This window comes from Pseudomonas sp. LBUM1651, from assembly GCF_059716135.1.
Genome location: NZ_CP166805.1, coordinates 1,880,070 through 1,896,494 on the forward strand (window position 1 = coordinate 1,880,070; position 16,425 = coordinate 1,896,494).

The following is a 16,425-nucleotide window of genomic DNA, read 5'->3' on the forward strand; positions in this document are numbered from 1 at the left end:
AATAAATTCGTTATCGGCCAAAGCGTTTTGAAACGCGGGCATTGTCTTCCCCTCACACATTTCCAGGAGCACTGTCATGAATTCTGTCCAGACCCAAGGCACAGCCCTCGTCACCGGTGCTTCCTCTGGCATCGGCGCCATTTACGCCGACCGCTTGGCCGCGCGCGGTTTTGATTTGTTGTTGGTCGCTCGTGATCAGGAGCGGCTGGAGGCGGCGGCGAGCAAGCTCCGCGCCGAGCACGGTGTTCAGGTCGAAGTGCTCAAGGCAGATCTGACGCAAAAGGACGATGTACTCAAGCTCGAGCAGCGCCTTCGCAGTGATTCGAGTATCAGTCTGTTGCTGAACAATGCCGGTGTCGCGGCGGATGGCTTGCTGGCCAACTCCGATCTGGATCAGCTGGAGCGATTGATTCAACTGAATGTGACGACGGTCACGCGGCTGGCATCGGCGGCGGCTGCCAGTTTTGCCAAGGCGGGCCGGGGCACAATCATCAACATCGCGTCAGTGGTGGCGTTGTTCCCTGAGCGTTTCAACGCCACTTACAGCGCCAGCAAGGCCTATGTGTTAAGTCTGACCCAGTCGTTGAATGCCGAGCTGGATGGCACCGGTGTCAAAGTTCAAGCCGTGTTGCCTGGCGTAACGCGCACCGAAATCTGGGAGCGCTCCGGTATCGACGCGAGCCAGATCCCGGCTGACATGGTCATGGAAGCAGGGGAGATGGTCGACGCGGCTCTGTCGGGTCTGGACCAGGGCGAGCTGATCACCATTCCTTCGTTACCGGATGCCGCCGACTGGGACGCCTTTGTTGCGGCGCGACACGTGATGGCGCCAAACCTTTCCAAAAGCAAAGCCGCTGCGCGTTACAAATAAAGCGCCAGGAATCGGCATGAGGATATTGCGGTATGAGTGATCGTCGAGTTGTTGTAACGGGCATGGGGCTGGTGTCGCCGCTGGGTAGTGGTGTCGAAGCGGTGTGGGCACGTCTGTTGTCCGGACGTTCCGGTTTGCGCAATTTGCCAGACGAAGTCGTGGCGGATCTGCCGGCCAAGGTCGGCGGTGCAGTGCCGACGCTGGCCGATGATGCCGAGGCGGGTTTTGACCCGGACCGGGCCACCCCACCCAAAGAACAGAAGAAGATGGACCGGTTCATATTGTTCGCCATGGAAGCGGCGCGTCAGGCGATCGAGCAGGCCGGTTGGCAGGCGCAAAGCGCTGATGCTCAGGAGCGCACGGCTACCATCATCGGTTCGGGCGTCGGCGGTTTCGGCGCGATTGCCGATGCGGTGCGCACTACGGACAGCCGTGGCCCGCGGCGTTTGTCGCCATTCACCATTCCTTCTTTTCTGGTCAATCTGGCCGCGGGCCATGTGTCGATCCAGCATGGTTTCAAAGGTCCACTGGGTGCTCCGGTAACGGCGTGTGCGGCCGGGGTTCAGGCGATTGGCGATGCGGCGCGACTGATTCGTTGTGGCGAAGCGGATATTGCGGTGTGTGGCGGTGCGGAAGCGGCGATCGATCGGGTCAGCCTCGCTGGATTCGCCGCTGCCCGGGCCTTGTCCAGCGGTTTCAACGACACCCCGGAACGTGCTTCGCGGCCCTTCGATCGTGATCGCGATGGCTTCGTCATGGGCGAGGGCGCAGGCCTCCTGGTGATCGAATCCCTGGAACATGCCCTGGCTCGTGGCGCGCAACCGCTGGCGGAACTGGTCGGATATGGCACCAGTGCCGACGCCTATCACCTGACTGCGGGCCCCGAGGATGGCAGCGGTGCGCGACGGGCGATGTCACTGGCGTTGGCTCAGGCGGGTGTTTCTGCGGACCAGGTGCAGCATCTCAACGCTCACGCCACCTCGACACCGGTCGGGGATTTGGGGGAGCTGGCGGCGATCAAGTCGTTGTTCGGCTCAGACAACAGGATAGCGGTCACGTCGACCAAGTCGGCCACCGGGCATTTGCTTGGCGCGGCGGGCGGGATCGAGGCAATCTTCACGCTGTTGGCGATCCGTGATCAGATCGTGCCGGCTACCCTCAATTTCGATAACCCGGATCCGGCAGCGCAAGGTGTGGATATCGTTCACGGCAAGGCGCGGCCGATGGCGATCGAATACGCGCTGTCCAACGGTTTCGGCTTTGGCGGGGTCAACGCCAGCGTATTGTTCAAACGCTGGCAGGGTTAATCCCGGGGTTGTTTGAGAAATTCGCGTGTGATGTCGAGAATCCGCTGAGCCAGTTCGGGGCTCTCGACACTGCGTGACAGCAGCAACGCCCCGACCAGTGCGGACATGATGAAGATGCTCTGGTCGGCGGCGTCCTCGCCTTCAAGAGTCCCCCGTATTTGTTCGAGCCTCGCGTTGAGCACCACATCCGAAGTCGGGCTTGGCTGTCCACGCAAGCCGAGCTCCGATGACATGGTTGGCAGCGGACACCCTTGATCGGGCGAAGTCTGGTGCCATTCGGACAAATAGGTGTCGATGAACGCCTCCAGTGGGTGTTCCTGGGCGAACAGCTCGGCGCAGACAACGTCGCATTGTTCGCCGGCAGCCTGCAGGGCTTTTTCTACCAGGTCATCCTTGGATTTGAAATGCGAGTAGAAGCCACCGTGAGTCAGACCCAGCGCTTTCATCAGAGGTTGCAGGCCAGTCGCGCCAATACCGTCACGGCGAAATCGCGCTGAGGCTTCCTTGATGATGCGTTGATGGGTCTGGGCTTTATGGTCCTGCGAGTAACGCATCTGGAATCTCCGCAACAATGCGCCATCTTAACCAATGAAAATGGGATGGTGACTGTACTTCTACTTCTAAAAAGCATGCAGATGCGTCCAACACCGCCCCAGCGCATTGAATGACCTGGCACGGATAGTGATTACTCATTTGCTGACGATTGTTGAACAATCAAGAGGCGATGAGCATGAACAGCGGACTGTCCCTGGCCGATCACATCACATTGGAATTGCGTGCCGACATCATTGGCGGACGTTTGCTGCCTGGCATGGCGCTGGTGGAAAACGACCTCGTCTCGGCCTACAACGCTTCTCGCAACACCATTCGCGAAGCCTTGCATCGTTTGGGGCAGGAAGGTCTGACCCGTTATGTGCGCAACAAAGGCGTGATGGTGCGCAAGCTGGGGGCCGGGGATGTGCGTGACCTGTTCAACGTGCGTCGCACCCTCGAATTGCAAGCCATCAGCGCGAGCCAGCCGCTGCGCGACTATCAGTCCGACCGGATGCTGGAAGCGCTGGAAGCCACCGAACTGGCCCGTGAGCGCGAGGACTGGCGCGCTGTCGGCACGCACAGTCTGGCGTTTCATCAACACATCGTCGGGTTGCTGCGCAGTCCGTTGTTCGATGAGTTCTTCACCAATGTCGTCGCGCAACTGCGCCTGGTGTTTTGCACCGCTCCCGATGAATCGAGGTTTCAGGCGCCCTGGCTGGCGCGCGACCGGCAGATCCATGAGCTGCTCGCCGAAGGCGACAAGCGCGCTGCCGGGGATGCCATGAGCCTTTATCTCGACGACTCCGAACAGCTCCTGTTGCAAATGCTTGCTCCAAACTCCCATCACTGATCGAGGATTCGTGCCATGTACAAAGACTATCCGGCGGCTTATCAAGTCAGCAAAGGCTCGGCCTTGCAGGTGGATAAAGCCTTTTACGAAAAGATCCGGGATACGAAGGAGGGGCGCACGCTGATCGAGCAGTTCGAAGTGCCGATCCGCACCGGTCGCGCCTGGAAAGTCCCGGCCGGGCACGTGTTTCGCGTGACCACGCCGGTCGGTCCGCAAGTGGGCGATTTCAACGTCTGGAATGCCAACGATCCGCGTGAACGCTTGTGGGCGGCGCGAACCCGGCAGTTGCAGGGCGCGCACGTCAGCACCCATGACCGGCTCTGGTCGAACCTGCCTTTTTTACGGCCGCTGGTGACGATCACCGATGATAGCCTGGCCGGTTACGGCATCGACGAACATGGCGGTCGCCTGCACGACTTGCTCGGCACTCGCTGCGATCCCTACGTGAACAAAATGCTCACCGGCGAAGACTTCCATCATCACTGCCACTCGAACCTGACGCGCGCCGTGTTGCCCCATGGCCTGACCGAATTCGACGTGCATGACGTGCTGAACATTTTCCAGTGCACGGGCCTCAACCACGACGACATGTACTTCATGAAAGCCTGTCCGGCGCAGAAGGGCGATTACCTGGAGTTTTTTGCCGAGATTGATGTGTTGTGTGCGTTGTCGACCTGTCCTGGCGGCGATCTGTCGCTGGCCATGTGGGGGCCGGATGCGCAGGACCCGCTGAGCGTGTGTCGCCCGTTGGGGGTGGAGATTTACACGTTGGAGGATTCGTTGCTGGAAAGCTGGAGCCAGCCGGAGCGTGCGGCCTACAAAGGGCTGCATGGGTTGCACATCGCCAAGGCTGATTGGGAAAAATAACAGCGCTGTATGTGGCGAGGGAGCTTGCTCCCGCTCGACCGCGCAGCGGGCGCAAAAAATGTGCGAGGGACCTTGAGGGCCGCTACGCGACCCAGCGGGAGCAAGCTCCCTCGCCACAGTTATTTGTCAGCGGTCCTGCGCATCCTTGGCGTCCGCTTCCGCGTTGCGTTCAGCGACGCGTTTACGTTGCTCTTCGGTCAGGTCGACCTTGGTGGCGGTGTCACGCAACATCATCAAACCACCAACGATCGAGCCGATTGCAACGACCAGAATCAACCAGGCATACCAGGGCATAGGGCTCTCCTTGAGGGCAGGCCGGTTGGCGGGTTTCGCCAACCGATCGTGCATACCACTTTGAGCGATTCAGTTTCGCACTGGTTCCATTCTATGCCTGATATGACAGCAGCACGGTGACTGTTTAGAGCCCGGTCAGCATCGCATCCGCCGGCGCATCGGCACGCAGTTGAGCAGTCAGCATGAAGTACACGAAACCCGCTGCCATGAAGCCGAGGAAGATCAACCCGATCAAGGTGTTGAACCACGCCATTGCCACCAGGCACACCACCGCCAGCACCAATGCAATGAACGGTACCAACGGGTAGCACGGCGCGCGGAATGTACGCTCCAGGTTCGGTTCGGTTTTACGCAGTTTGAACAGACTGAGCATGCTCATGATGTACATCACGATCGCGCCGAACACCGCCATGGTGATCATCGCCGCCGTCAGCGTCATGCCGCCCAGGTTGATCAGGCCATCGCTGTAAATCGCGGCGATACCGATCACACCGCCGGCAATGATCGCCCGGTGTGGCGTCTGGAAGCGCGAGAGTTTGGCCAGCGACGCCGGCAGATAACCGGCACGGGCGAGGGCGAAGAACTGCCGCGAGTAGCCAAGGATGATCCCGTGGAAACTCGCCACCAGGCCGAACAGGCCGATCCACACCAGCATGTGCAACCAGCCGGAGCTTTCGCCGACCACGGTTTTCATCGCTTGTGGCAGCGGGTCGTTGATGTTCGACAGGGTGCGCCAGTCGCCGACGCCGCCCGCAAAGAACATCACGCCCATGGCCAATAGCACCAGGGTCAGAATGCCGCTGATGTACGCCTTCGGAATCGTGCGTTTCGGGTCCTTGGCTTCTTCGGCGGCCATGGCCGCACCTTCGATGGCCAGGAAGAACCAGATCGCGAATGGAATCGCCGCAAACATTCCGGCAATCGCCGGTGCGCCGAACACGTCCGAGCCGGCCCAACCATTGAGCGCAAAGTTGCTGAAACTGAACGCCGGCGCCACCACGCCCATGAACACCAGCAACTCGGCGACTGCCAGGACGCAGACCACCAGCTCGAACGTCGCCGCCAGTTTCACGCCGAGGATGTTCAGGCCCATGAACACAATGTAGGCGCCGACCGCCGCGTGCTTCGGGTCAAGTGCCGGGAACTGCACGTTCAGATACGCGCCGATGGCCAGCGCGATAGCCGGTGGAGCGAAAACGAATTCGATCAGCGTCGCCAATCCGGCGATCAATCCGCCTTTCTCGCCAAAGGCGCGGCGACTGTAGGCAAAGGGACCGCCCGCGTGGGGAATGGCGGTGGTCAGCTCGGTGAAACTGAAGATGAAGCAGGTGTACATGGTGGCGACCATGAAGGAGGTCACCAGAAATCCAAGTGTCCCCGCCACGCCCCAGCCGTAACTCCAGCCGAAATACTCACCGGAAATCACCAGTCCGACCGCAATGCCCCACAGGTGCAGCGTGCCCAGCGTGGGTTTGAGTTGTGTGTTCATCGTTTGCTCCCTGAACGGTTTGGAAAGCTCGGGGGAGGGCGTGTGCAGTGGGCGTGCCAGTGTTGTGATGGCAGTCGTAAAGCGTAAAAAAACGTCGTATCGGGGATGTTTGCTGCTGGTTGTCGGGGTTTTGTGCATCAGTTGGGGGCGTTGGTGCCTGGTATGCCGTCTTCGCGGGCAAGCCTCGCTCCTACAAGGGATATCGGTGCATTCGAAACCGTAGGAGCGAGGCTTGCCCGCGAAGGGGCCCGCCCCGACACCGCTGTAACAAAGCCATAAACCCACTCTTTACGCTTTCTTTATGCCCCGCCACACCCCTCGACCTCGCTCCTTTACAGCCTTCCTTCCGACAATGACTCCACACGCGGCAATACGCCGTAACACGGAGAACTTCCATGAGCGTTCTGGACGGGGTGTCACTGCTGTTGGCAGTGGGGCTGTTCATTTATCTGTTGGTTGCGCTGTTGCGCGCGGATCGGAACTAGGAGGGACTATGCACAGTTATGACTATTGGCTGATCCTCGCATTTTTTGCGTTGGTATTGGTCCCGGCGCCGTTTCTCGGACGCTTCTACTACAAGGTAATGGAAGGTCAGCGTACCTGGCTGACACCGATCCTGGGACCTGTGGAGCGTGGCTGTTATCGGGTGGCCGGCGTTGATCCGCAGTCCGAACAGAGCTGGCAGAAATACACCCTGGCGTTGCTCGCCTTCAACCTCGCGGGCTTTTTGCTGTTGTTCGCGATCCTGTTGTTCCAGGACCACTTGCCGCTCAACCCGCAAAACCTGCCGGGTCAGGAATGGACACTGGCGTTCAATACCGCCATCAGTTTCATGACCAACACCAACTGGCAGGCCTACAGCGGTGAAGCGTCCCTGAGCTATCTGAGTCAGATGGTCGGCCTTACCGTGCAGAACTTCGTCAGCGCCGCCACCGGCCTCGCTGTGCTGGTTGCGCTGTGTCGCGGTATCGGTCGCAAATCGACCAAGACCCTCGGCAACTTCTGGGTCGACATGACTCGCGCCACTCTCTACGGCCTGCTACCTCTGTGCCTGCTGCTGGCGCTGTACCTGGTCTGGCAGGGCGTGCCGCAAACCTTCGCGCAGTATGTGAATACTGTGACCATGCAGGGCGTCGATCAAGTGATCCCGCTCGGCCCGGCCGCCAGCCAGATTGCGATCAAGCAACTGGGCACCAACGGCGGTGGCTTCTTCGGCGTCAACTCGGCGCACCCGTTCGAGAACCCGACGGCGTGGACAAACTTGTTCGAGTTGGTTTCGATCATCCTGATCCCGGTCGCGCTGGTATTCACCTTCGGCCACTACGTGAAGGATCTGCGTCAGAGCCGGGCGATTGTGGCCTGCATGTTCGCGCTGTTCCTGATCGGCGGCGCCACCTCGCTGTGGGCTGAATACCAGCCGAACCCTGCCCTGAACAACGTCGCCGTCGAACAGACCGCGCCGCTGGAAGGCAAGGAAGCACGCTTCGGCACCACCGCCACGGTGCTGTGGTCGGTGGCTACCACCGCCGCGTCCAACGGTTCGGTCAACGGCATGCACGACAGCCTCAACCCGCTCAGCGGCATGGTGGGGATGGTCAACATGATGGTCGGCGAAGTGATCTTCGGCGGCGTCGGCGCCGGGCTCTACGGCATGTTGCTCAACGTGCTGATCGCGGTGTTCCTCGCCGGCCTGATGATCGGCCGTACTCCGGAATACCTCGGCAAGAAACTGCAAGCCAAGGAAGTGCAACTGCTGGTGGTGACCTTGCTGGTGATGCCGGTCGGCGTGTTGGTGCTTGGCGCGATTGCCGCGAGCCTGCCGGGTCCGGTGGCCTCGGTGAGTAACCCCGGCGCCCATGGTTTCAGCCAATTGCTCTACAACTACACCTCGGCCAGCGCCAACAACGGTTCTGCATTCGGTGGCTTCAGTTCCAACACCGCGTTCCACAACCTGATGCTCGGCCTTGGCATGTTGATCGGTCGCTTCGGTTACATCCTCCCGGTACTGGCCCTGGCCGGCAGCCTGGCGATGAAGAAAACCGCACCGATTGGCCAGAACAGCTTCCCGACCCATGGCCCGCTGTTCGTGACCTTGTTGACCGTGACCATTCTGCTGGTGGGTGGCCTGACCTTCCTGCCGGCGTTGGCACTGGGTCCTATCGCTGAACACTTGAGCATGGGCTTCTGAGGACTATTTGATGAATATGCCCGTAGTTAAACCGGCCGCCGTGAAAGCACCGGAACAACCGAAAACCGCGATCTCGGCCCTGTGGCGTCCGGCGCTGGTGCAAGCCTTCGTCAAGCTCGACCCACGGCAATTGCAGCGTGCGCCGGTGATGCTGGTGGTCGAACTGACCGCCGTCCTGACCACCGTGCTGTGCTTCATTCCCGACAGCGCCGTGCCAACGTTTGTCGCTGCGCAAATCGCGCTGTGGCTGTGGTTCACCGTGCTCTTCGCCAACTTCGCCGAAGCCTTGGCCGAAGGTCGCGGCAAGGCCCGCGCCGACAGCCTCAAGGCTGGCAGCGAAGGCTTGAGCGCTCGCCGAAAAAACAGCAACGGCGCTTTTCAAGTGGTGCCGGCAACCAGCCTGCGCAAGGGCGATGTGGTGCGTGTCGAAGCCGGGGAAATGATCCCCGGTGACGGCGAGGTGATCGAAGGCATCGCGGCGGTCAACGAAGCGGCGATTACCGGTGAATCCGCACCGGTGATCCGCGAATCCGGTGGCGACCGTTCGGCCGTCACCGGCAACACTCGCCTGGTCTCCGACTGGCTGCTGGTGCGCATCACCGCCAACCCCGGTGAGTCGACACTGGACCGCATGATCGCGCTGGTCGAAGGCGCCAAACGCCAGAAAACCCCGAACGAAGTGGCGCTCGACATCCTGCTGATCGGCCTGACCCTGATCTTCCTGCTGGTGGTCGTCACCCTGCAACCGTTCGCCCACTTCGCCAACGGCAGCCTGCCGCTGGTGTTCCTGGTCGCGCTGCTGGTCACGCTGATTCCGACCACCATTGGCGGTTTGCTGTCCGCCATCGGTATCGCCGGGATGGACCGTCTGGTGCGCCTGAACGTGATCGCCAAGTCCGGTCGTGCCGTGGAAGCGGCGGGGGACGTGCACGTCCTGCTGCTGGACAAGACCGGCACCATCACCTTTGGTAACCGTCGTTGCACAGCGGTTTACGCGGCACCTGGCGTCACTGCCAAGGAACTGGCCGAAGGGGCGTTGTTCGCCTCGCTGGCCGATGACACCGCTGAAGGCAAATCCATCGTCGAGTACCTGCGTGGTCTGCATCCGCAGCCTGAGCCGAGCTCCGAACTGCTGACCGCCGTGCCGTTCAGTGCCGAGACTCGCCTGTCCGGTGTCGACTACCAAGGGCGCGTGTATCGCAAAGGCGCGGTGGATTCGTTGCTGGCCTTCGTCGGCCTGAAACGTGCTGATCTGGCACCGTCCCTGTCCCGGGAAATCGACAAGATTGCCCAGAGCGGCGGCACGCCGTTGCTGGTCTGCGTCGACGGCAAATTGCTCGGTGCGATCCACCTCAAGGACGTAGTCAAGCCGGGCATTCGTGAGCGTTTCGCCGAGCTGCGCAAGCTGGGCATCCGCACCGTCATGGTGACCGGTGACAACCCGCTGACCGCTGCAGCCATTGCTGCTGAAGCCGGCGTCGATGACGTGCTGGCCGAAGCCACCCCGGAGAAAAAACTGGCGCGTATTCGTCACGAGCAGAACGACGGTCGTCTGGTTGCCATGTGCGGCGACGGGGCCAACGACGCCCCTGCATTGGCCCAGGCCGACGTCGGCATGGCGATGAACGATGGTACGCAAGCAGCACGCGAGGCGGCGAACATGGTCGACCTCGACAGCGATCCGACCAAGTTGCTGGACGTGGTGCAGATCGGCAAGGAACTGCTGGTGACCCGCGGTGCGCTGACGACCTTTTCCATCGCCAACGACGTGGCCAAATACTTCGCGATCCTGCCAGCGCTGTTCGCCTCGATCTACCCGCAGTTGGGCGTGCTAAACGTGATGAAGCTGAGCAGTCCGCAGAGCGCGATTCTCTCGGCGATCGTGTTCAACGCCTTGATCATTGTGGTGCTGATTCCACTGGCCTTGCGCGGCGTGCGGGTGCAGGCGGCGAGTGCAGCGGCGTTGCTGCGTCGCAATCTGCTGATCTATGGATTGGGCGGGATTCTGGTGCCGTTCGTGGGCATCAAGGCGATCGACATGCTGTTGACGGCGTTGCATCTGGTTTGATCCGGTTTGGCGGTGTGTCAAACATGCCGCCTTCGCGGGCAAGCCTCGCTCCTACAGGGTTTGATGTGTTCGCAAAACGTGTGAACGACACCAATCCGTAGGAGCAAAGCTTGCTCGCGAAGAACACGACACGGTCCATCTGACTGAACGCTGCACTTGTTTTCTGAATTCGAGGATTTTGAAATGTCCACAATGATACGTCCGGCCCTGAGTCTGCTGGTCTTGATGACCCTGATCACCGGCGTCGCCTACCCCTTGGTGGTCACCGGTGTCGCCCAGGTTGCATTCCCTGATCAAGCCAACGGCAGCCTCGTACACGATGCCGATGGCAAGGTCCGCGGCTCCTCGCTGATTGCCCAGGATTTCACCGGTGATGCCTGGTTCCATCCACGGCCATCCGCTGGTGCTTTCGCCACGGTATCGAGCAGCGCCAGTAACCTCTCGCCAAGCAACCCGGCCTTGGCCACTCGGGTGATCGACGATGCCAACAAACTGCTGGTGCCGGGGCAAGGTCCGGTACCATTGGCGCTGGTGACCACTTCTAGCAGCGGCCTCGATCCACACTTGCCTCCGGCAGCAATTGCCTATCAACTGGCGCGAGTTGCGGCGGCGCGGAATCTGCCGGTGGCGACCCTCCAGAACCTGTTGGATGCGCACATCGAGCAGCCGCTGGTGGGGCCGCCGGTGGTGAATGTGCTGGCGCTGAATATGGCGCTGGAAAAACTGTAGATCGGTGGCGCCGTCAATCGCTAGCAGGCTAGCTCCCACAAGAAGTCAGCATTCCCCTGTGGGAGCTAGCCTGCTAGCGATGGCGACAGAACAATCACCACATCAACCTCTGAAAAAAAGAGAGCTTCAAGCATGAGTGACTCCGGCCGCGCCGACGCGCTGTTAGCAGACCTGCCCCGCGACGGCCGTGGCCGGCTCAAGGTTTTCCTCGGCGCCGCACCCGGTGTCGGCAAGACCTACGCCATGCTGCAAGCTGCCCACACCCAACTGCGTCAAGGCGTGAAGCTCATCGCCGGTGTGGTCGAGACCCATGGCCGCACCGAGACCGAGGCGCTGCTCGGCGGCTTGCCGCAGCAACCCCTGGTGCGCTCGGAATACCGTGGCGTGATCCTCGAAGAAATGGACCTCGACGGCGTACTCGCCGCCAAGCCGAAGCTGGTGCTGGTGGACGAACTGGCCCACACCAACGCACCAGGCAGTCGTCACGCCAAACGTTGGCAAGACATCCAGGAACTGCTCGCCGCCGGCATTGATGTGTACACCACGGTCAATGTCCAGCACCTTGAGAGCCTTAATGATCAGGTGCGCGGTATCACTGGTGTGCAGGTCCGCGAAACCCTGCCGGACTGGGTACTGCAAGAAGCCTACGAATTGATGTTGGTCGACTTGCCCCCACGCGAGCTGCTTGAGCGTCTGCGTGACGGCAAGGTCTATGTGCCAGAGCAGGCGCGGGCTGCCATCGATGCGTACTTCTCCCAGACAAACCTTACCGCCCTGCGTGAGCTGGCGATGCAAACCGCTGCTGCTCAGGTCGATAACGATCTGGCCCAGGGTTATCGTCAACTCGGTCAGGCCGCACCCGCCGTGCGCGGTCGGTTGCTGGTCGGCGTCGATGGCGATGCTCAGGCCGAACGTCTGGTGCGTCACGCCAGCCGCGTTGCCCAGCGTCGGCATTTACCTTGGAGTTTGGTGCACGTGGACAATGGCAGCGTGCGCGACGAGCAATCGCGTTTGCGCCTGCAAAGTGCCCAGCAGCTGGCCGAACGCCTCGGCGGCGAAGTGGTGTTGCTGCGCGCCGGTGAAGTGGCGAAAACCCTGATTCAGCATGCCGCCGAACGCCGCGCCAGTCTGGTGTTGGTCGGCCAGTCCCGGCAGCGATTGCGCCGTCGGCTGTTTGGTGGCGGCTTGGCGGCGCGTTTGTTGCGCCATGCGCGCGGGCTGGAAATCAACGTCATCGACAGCGATCACGAACAGGACCAGCCACGACAACGCTCGGTACAGTCGCTGGTGTGGTTCGACTATGCACTGGCACTGGTCGCGACCGTGATCGCCAGTGCCGTGGCCTGGGCGGTGGCGAGTGTCTTGCCGCTGCCGAATATTTCGCTGGTGTTCCTCGCCGCCGTGTTGCTGGTGGCGGTGCGCAGCAGCCTCGGCCCGGCGCTGGCCTGTGCCGCGCTGTCGTTTCTGACCTACGACTTTCTGTTCATCCCGCCGACTTTCTCCTTCCGCATCCAGCGCGAAGAAGACGTGCTGACCTTGCTGTTTTTCCTGCTGATGGCGGCACTCACCGGCAACCTCGCGGCCCGCCAGCGCAGGCAATTGCAGGCGCTGCGCGATACCCAGGAAGAGACCACCGAACTGCTCGACCTGTCGCGCAAACTCACCGCTGCCACCGACCGCCAAGCCGTGGTCAACGCTGGGGCCCAGCACCTCGGCGGCTGGAGCGATCTGCAACTGTGCCTGCTGAACCGCGACGGCCAGGGTGGCTGGAAAGTCGAAACCGGTGGCCCGCTGGAATTTTCCGAGGCCGAACGCGCCGCCGCCAGCTGGGCCTGGCAACACGATCAACCGGCAGGGGCGGGCACCGGAACGCTGCCGTTCGGGCGTTGGTGGTGGTGGCCGCTTTCGCTGGAAGACGGGCCGCTGGCGTTGCTCGGCGTGTGTGCCAAAGAAGGCCAGACCTTGAGCGGACAGCGTCGGCGCTTGTTGACCGCGTTGAGCCAGCCGCTGGCCCAGGCGCTGGCCCGTGCGCAACTGGCCGAAGACCTGGAAGCCGCGCGACTGCACGGCGAAACCGAGCAACTGCGCAGCGCCTTGCTGGCTTCGGTGTCTCACGATTTGCGCACGCCGCTGACGTCCATGCGCGGCAGCATCGACAGCCTGTTGGCCCTCGGCGAGGCGATCCCGCTGGAGGACCGCCGTGAACTGCTCGAAGGTACCCGCGATGAGGCCGAGCGCCTTGATCGCTACATCCAGAATCTGCTGGACATGACCCGCCTCGGTCACGGCGCACTGAAGCTGGCGCGGGACTGGGTGTCGCCGGCCGACATCGTGGGCAGTTCGCTCAATCGCCTGCGCGCGGTGCTGGCGCCGTTGCAGGTCAGCACCGACGTGCCTGCGGAGCTGCCGCTGCTTTACGTTCACGCTGCGCTGATCGAACAGGCGCTGGTCAACGTGCTGGAGAACGCCGCGCGGTTCTCACCGGTTCATGGGCGTTTGCAATTGCGCGCCGGAGCGGATGAAAACGAGCTGTTCTTCTCGGTGAGCGATGAAGGACCGGGGATTCCCATCGATGAGCGGGCGAAGATTTTCGACATGTTCTACACCGCCGCGCGCGGTGATCGTGGCGGGCAGGGCACCGGGCTGGGGCTGGCGATCTGTCAGGGCATGGTCGGTGCACACGGCGGGCGAATCAGCGTCGGCGACGGTATTGAAGGGCGTGGCACTTGCATCACACTTCACCTGCCATTGCAGGAACAGCCTGCGTTTGAAAGTGAACGCTGACAGTGAAGCCTGATACCCTTTGGATCTCTCCATGCTGCGATCAGAAACCATGAGCCAGACCGCGACCATTTTGGTCATCGACGACGAACCGCAAATCCGTAAATTCCTGCGCATCAGCCTCGCTTCCCAAGGTTATAAGGTGCTGGAGGCTGGCACCGGCACGGAGGGATTGGCACAGGCCGCATTGAACAAACCGGACCTGCTGGTGCTCGACCTCGGGCTGCCGGACATGGACGGCCAGCAAGTGCTGCGCGAGTTTCGTGAATGGTCGACGGTGCCGGTGCTGGTCCTGTCGGTGCGTGCCGGCGAAGGGCAGAAAGTCGAAGCGCTGGATGGCGGTGCGAATGACTACGTGACCAAGCCGTTCGGCATTCAGGAATTTCTGGCGCGGGTGCGTGCCTTGTTGCGTCAGGCGCCGGTGGGCGAGGCGCAGCAGGCGGCGTTGACGTTTGGTCCGCTGACCGTTGACCTTGCCTATCGCCGGGTGCTGCTCGACGGCGTCGAAGTGGCGTTGACCCGCAAGGAGTACGCGGTGCTGGCGCAATTGGCGCGGCATCCGGGGCGGGTGATCACCCAGCAGCAATTGCTCAAGGACATCTGGGGGCCGACCCATACCGAAGACAGTCATTACTTGCGGATTGTGGTGGGGCATTTGCGGCAGAAGCTGGCGGATGATCCGACGCAGCCGCGGTTTATCGTGACCGAGGCGGGGGTTGGGTATCGGTTGTTGAGTGAGGGTGGTCTTTAGTTCCGGGTTGGCTGAGCTGACGCTTTCGCGGGCAAGCCTCGCTCCTACGGATTAGTGTCGCTCACAAAACTCGCGAACGACTCAAACCTGTAGGAGCGAGGCTTGCCCGCGAAAGGGCCCTCAATTTCACTCGAGAATTTCAGGAATCCCGCTCATTTTCATACCGATCCAATGTATCCCGCGCAATCTCCCGCCCCAGCGCGATCAACTCCGGCGCCTTGTAAAACTCGAAAAACCGGCACACCCGTTTCGGCACGTTGATCAGGATATCCGGTGGATAACCGGCAATCTTGTACTGCGCCAGCGACGTCTGCATCACCTCGAAACTCTGGTTGATCAAATCCAGCAAGGACGCTGGCCCCACGTTGTCGATGATGAACGAGCCCGTGGCCGACTTCGGGGCGCCATCGCGTTCAGGGGCGGCCGCCGGTTGCTGGGCTTCAGGCTCGGCGGATTCGATCCAGGGGTTGATCTCGGCCGCTTCTGCAATCAACGCTTCCTTTTCCAGCAGCAGCAATTTTTCCGCCGGTTTGCGGCGGAATGGCAACTTCGAGCCTACCGAATTGATCAGGCTGTCGAACCGGGACTTGAACGCCGCCGGTCGCTGGATCACCGGCAATTGGTAGTGGCGCTGGTTAGTGGAGTTCAGGTTGACCGCGATGATGAGGTCGCAATGGCTCGACACCACCGGCACGATCGGCAACGGGTTGAGGATACCGCCGTCCACCAGCATGCGATTGCCCTGCATCACCGGCGTGAACAGGCTCGGGATGGCCGCCGAGGCGCGCATCGCCTGGTGCAGGCAACCTTCCTGAAACCAGATTTCCTGCTGGTTGGTCAGGTCGGTGGCCACCGCCGTGTAGGGGATGCGCAGGTCTTCGATATTGATCTCGCCGACGATCTTGCGGATCTGCCCGAAGACCTTCTCCCCGCGAATCGCGCCCAGTCGAAAACTGACGTCCACCAGACGCAACACGTCGAGATAATCCAGGCTCTCGATCCAGTTGCGGTATTCATCCAGCTTGCCGGCGGCATAAATTCCGCCGACCACGGCGCCCATCGAACAACCGGCGATGCAGGCGATGTCGTAGCCACGCCGCTCGATCTCTTCAATGACACCGATATGGGCATAGCCCCGGGCTCCACCGGAACCCAGCACCAGTGCGACACGCTTTTTCATGAATCGCCCTCGTCTGACAAGGGTCAACAATGCACCCATCGAGGGGCTCGCTTCAATCGTTAAGGTCGCTCGACAGGGTAAACGCGTCGTTTTTTCGACACTCCAGGGCGGCAGATGGTTATTCTCGCGAGCGCTATAGTTTCCGCAGCGACGCCAAGGCACTTTTTACGCGCCGGACCGTCCTACCTGCACGACTGTTGACCTATATTTGAGGTGTGAGTGATGAAAGCCTGGATCTGTGTGCCTTTGATTGCGCTGGCGCTCGCCGGTTGTGCCGGCAAGACTGCTTACCGTGACAGTTGCGGTAGCGGGATCGATGCGGCGTGGCATGAGCTGGACCTGGCCAAGGCCGAAGGTTTTGCCGGCACGGTCAGTTACTCCAAGGCCCTGTCATTGCTGACCGGCGCCAAGACTCAGCAGCAATTCGAAGCGTTCGAAGGCTGCACCAGGAAAGCCGAGAAGGCGCGCTTCTATATTCGTGAGTCACGTGCGGGCCGTTGAGGCATGATGTAGGCA

15 protein-coding genes are annotated in these 16,425 nt (G+C 61.3%); 11 read left to right on the forward strand and 4 right to left on the reverse strand.

All coding sequences use genetic code 11. From position 1 onward, the window contains the following. The first annotated feature begins 76 nt into the window (after nucleotides 1-76). Both ACA066_RS08695 and fabF read left to right on the forward strand, forming a co-directional pair. Nucleotides 77-871 carry an SDR family NAD(P)-dependent oxidoreductase gene (locus ACA066_RS08695; protein ID WP_497698883.1) on the forward strand — a complete coding sequence of 265 codons (795 nt, stop codon included), beginning with the start codon at nucleotides 77-79 and terminating at the stop codon, nucleotides 869-871. 32 nt (nucleotides 872-903) lie between these two features. Further along, entirely contained in the window at nucleotides 904-2,178 is a 1,275-nt protein-coding gene (gene fabF, locus ACA066_RS08700) for a beta-ketoacyl-ACP synthase II (RefSeq protein ID WP_497698884.1), read from the forward strand. On the opposite strand, the gene ACA066_RS08705 is transcribed toward fabF, so the two are convergent. After that, entirely contained in the window at nucleotides 2,175-2,732 is a 558-nt protein-coding gene (locus ACA066_RS08705) for a TetR/AcrR family transcriptional regulator (RefSeq protein WP_497698885.1), read from the reverse strand. The genes fabF and ACA066_RS08705 overlap by 4 nt on opposite strands. A gap of 176 nt (nucleotides 2,733-2,908) precedes the next feature. On the opposite strand from ACA066_RS08705, the gene ACA066_RS08710 reads away from it, so the two are divergent. Further along, entirely contained in the window at nucleotides 2,909-3,562 is a 654-nt protein-coding gene (locus tag ACA066_RS08710; protein ID WP_497698886.1) for a GntR family transcriptional regulator, read from the forward strand. Nucleotides 3,563-3,577: 15 nt separating this feature from the next. Then, nucleotides 3,578-4,429, forward strand: coding sequence for an urea carboxylase-associated family protein (locus ACA066_RS08715; RefSeq protein WP_497698887.1), 852 nt, complete (start codon nucleotides 3,578-3,580; stop codon nucleotides 4,427-4,429). A 126-nt stretch (nucleotides 4,430-4,555) separates the two neighbouring features. On the opposite strand, the gene ACA066_RS08720 is transcribed toward ACA066_RS08715, so the two are convergent. After that, nucleotides 4,556-4,723 (reverse strand): DUF2897 family protein, encoded by a 168-nt coding sequence (locus ACA066_RS08720; protein ID WP_497698888.1) that lies wholly within the window; start codon nucleotides 4,721-4,723, stop codon nucleotides 4,556-4,558. Nucleotides 4,724-4,847: 124 nt separating this feature from the next. Then, nucleotides 4,848-6,212, reverse strand: a complete 1,365-nt coding sequence (gene eat, locus ACA066_RS08725; protein ID WP_084322389.1) for an ethanolamine permease — start codon at nucleotides 6,210-6,212, stop codon at nucleotides 4,848-4,850. A 395-nt stretch (nucleotides 6,213-6,607) separates the two neighbouring features. On the opposite strand from eat, the gene kdpF reads away from it, so the two are divergent. From kdpF to ACA066_RS08755, 6 genes are all read left to right on the forward strand, one after another. After that, entirely contained in the window at nucleotides 6,608-6,697 is a 90-nt protein-coding gene (gene kdpF / locus ACA066_RS08730) for a K(+)-transporting ATPase subunit F (RefSeq protein WP_007899818.1), read from the forward strand. An 8-nt stretch (nucleotides 6,698-6,705) separates the two neighbouring features. Next, nucleotides 6,706-8,400 (forward strand): potassium-transporting ATPase subunit KdpA, encoded by a 1,695-nt coding sequence (gene kdpA / locus ACA066_RS08735; RefSeq protein WP_497698889.1) that lies wholly within the window; start codon nucleotides 6,706-6,708, stop codon nucleotides 8,398-8,400. Nucleotides 8,401-8,410: 10 nt separating this feature from the next. Further along, nucleotides 8,411-10,468 carry a potassium-transporting ATPase subunit KdpB gene (gene kdpB / locus ACA066_RS08740; protein ID WP_497698890.1) on the forward strand — a complete coding sequence of 686 codons (2,058 nt, stop codon included), beginning with the start codon at nucleotides 8,411-8,413 and terminating at the stop codon, nucleotides 10,466-10,468. 183 nt (nucleotides 10,469-10,651) lie between these two features. Then, nucleotides 10,652-11,197: a potassium-transporting ATPase subunit KdpC gene (gene kdpC / locus ACA066_RS08745; RefSeq protein ID WP_497698891.1), complete on the forward strand. Its 546-nt coding sequence runs from the start codon at nucleotides 10,652-10,654 to the stop codon at nucleotides 11,195-11,197. Between the two features lie 132 nt (nucleotides 11,198-11,329). Beyond that, nucleotides 11,330-13,981, forward strand: a complete 2,652-nt coding sequence (locus tag ACA066_RS08750; RefSeq protein ID WP_497698892.1) for a DUF4118 domain-containing protein — start codon at nucleotides 11,330-11,332, stop codon at nucleotides 13,979-13,981. A 49-nt stretch (nucleotides 13,982-14,030) separates the two neighbouring features. Beyond that, the gene (locus ACA066_RS08755) at nucleotides 14,031-14,729 is read left to right on the forward strand and encodes a response regulator (protein ID WP_461954280.1); all 699 of its coding nucleotides are present in this window, start codon (nucleotides 14,031-14,033) and stop codon (nucleotides 14,727-14,729) included. A gap of 139 nt (nucleotides 14,730-14,868) precedes the next feature. On the opposite strand, the gene ACA066_RS08760 is transcribed toward ACA066_RS08755, so the two are convergent. Continuing rightward, on the reverse strand, nucleotides 14,869-15,909 hold the full coding sequence (locus ACA066_RS08760) for a patatin-like phospholipase family protein (RefSeq protein ID WP_497698893.1): 1,041 nt from the start codon (nucleotides 15,907-15,909) through the stop codon (nucleotides 14,869-14,871). 222 nt (nucleotides 15,910-16,131) lie between these two features. Here ACA066_RS08760 and ACA066_RS08765 point away from each other — a divergent pair, with 222 nt between their 5' ends. Next, nucleotides 16,132-16,410 (forward strand): hypothetical protein, encoded by a 279-nt coding sequence (locus ACA066_RS08765; RefSeq protein ID WP_497698894.1) that lies wholly within the window; start codon nucleotides 16,132-16,134, stop codon nucleotides 16,408-16,410. The last annotated feature ends 15 nt before the right edge of the window (nucleotides 16,411-16,425 follow it).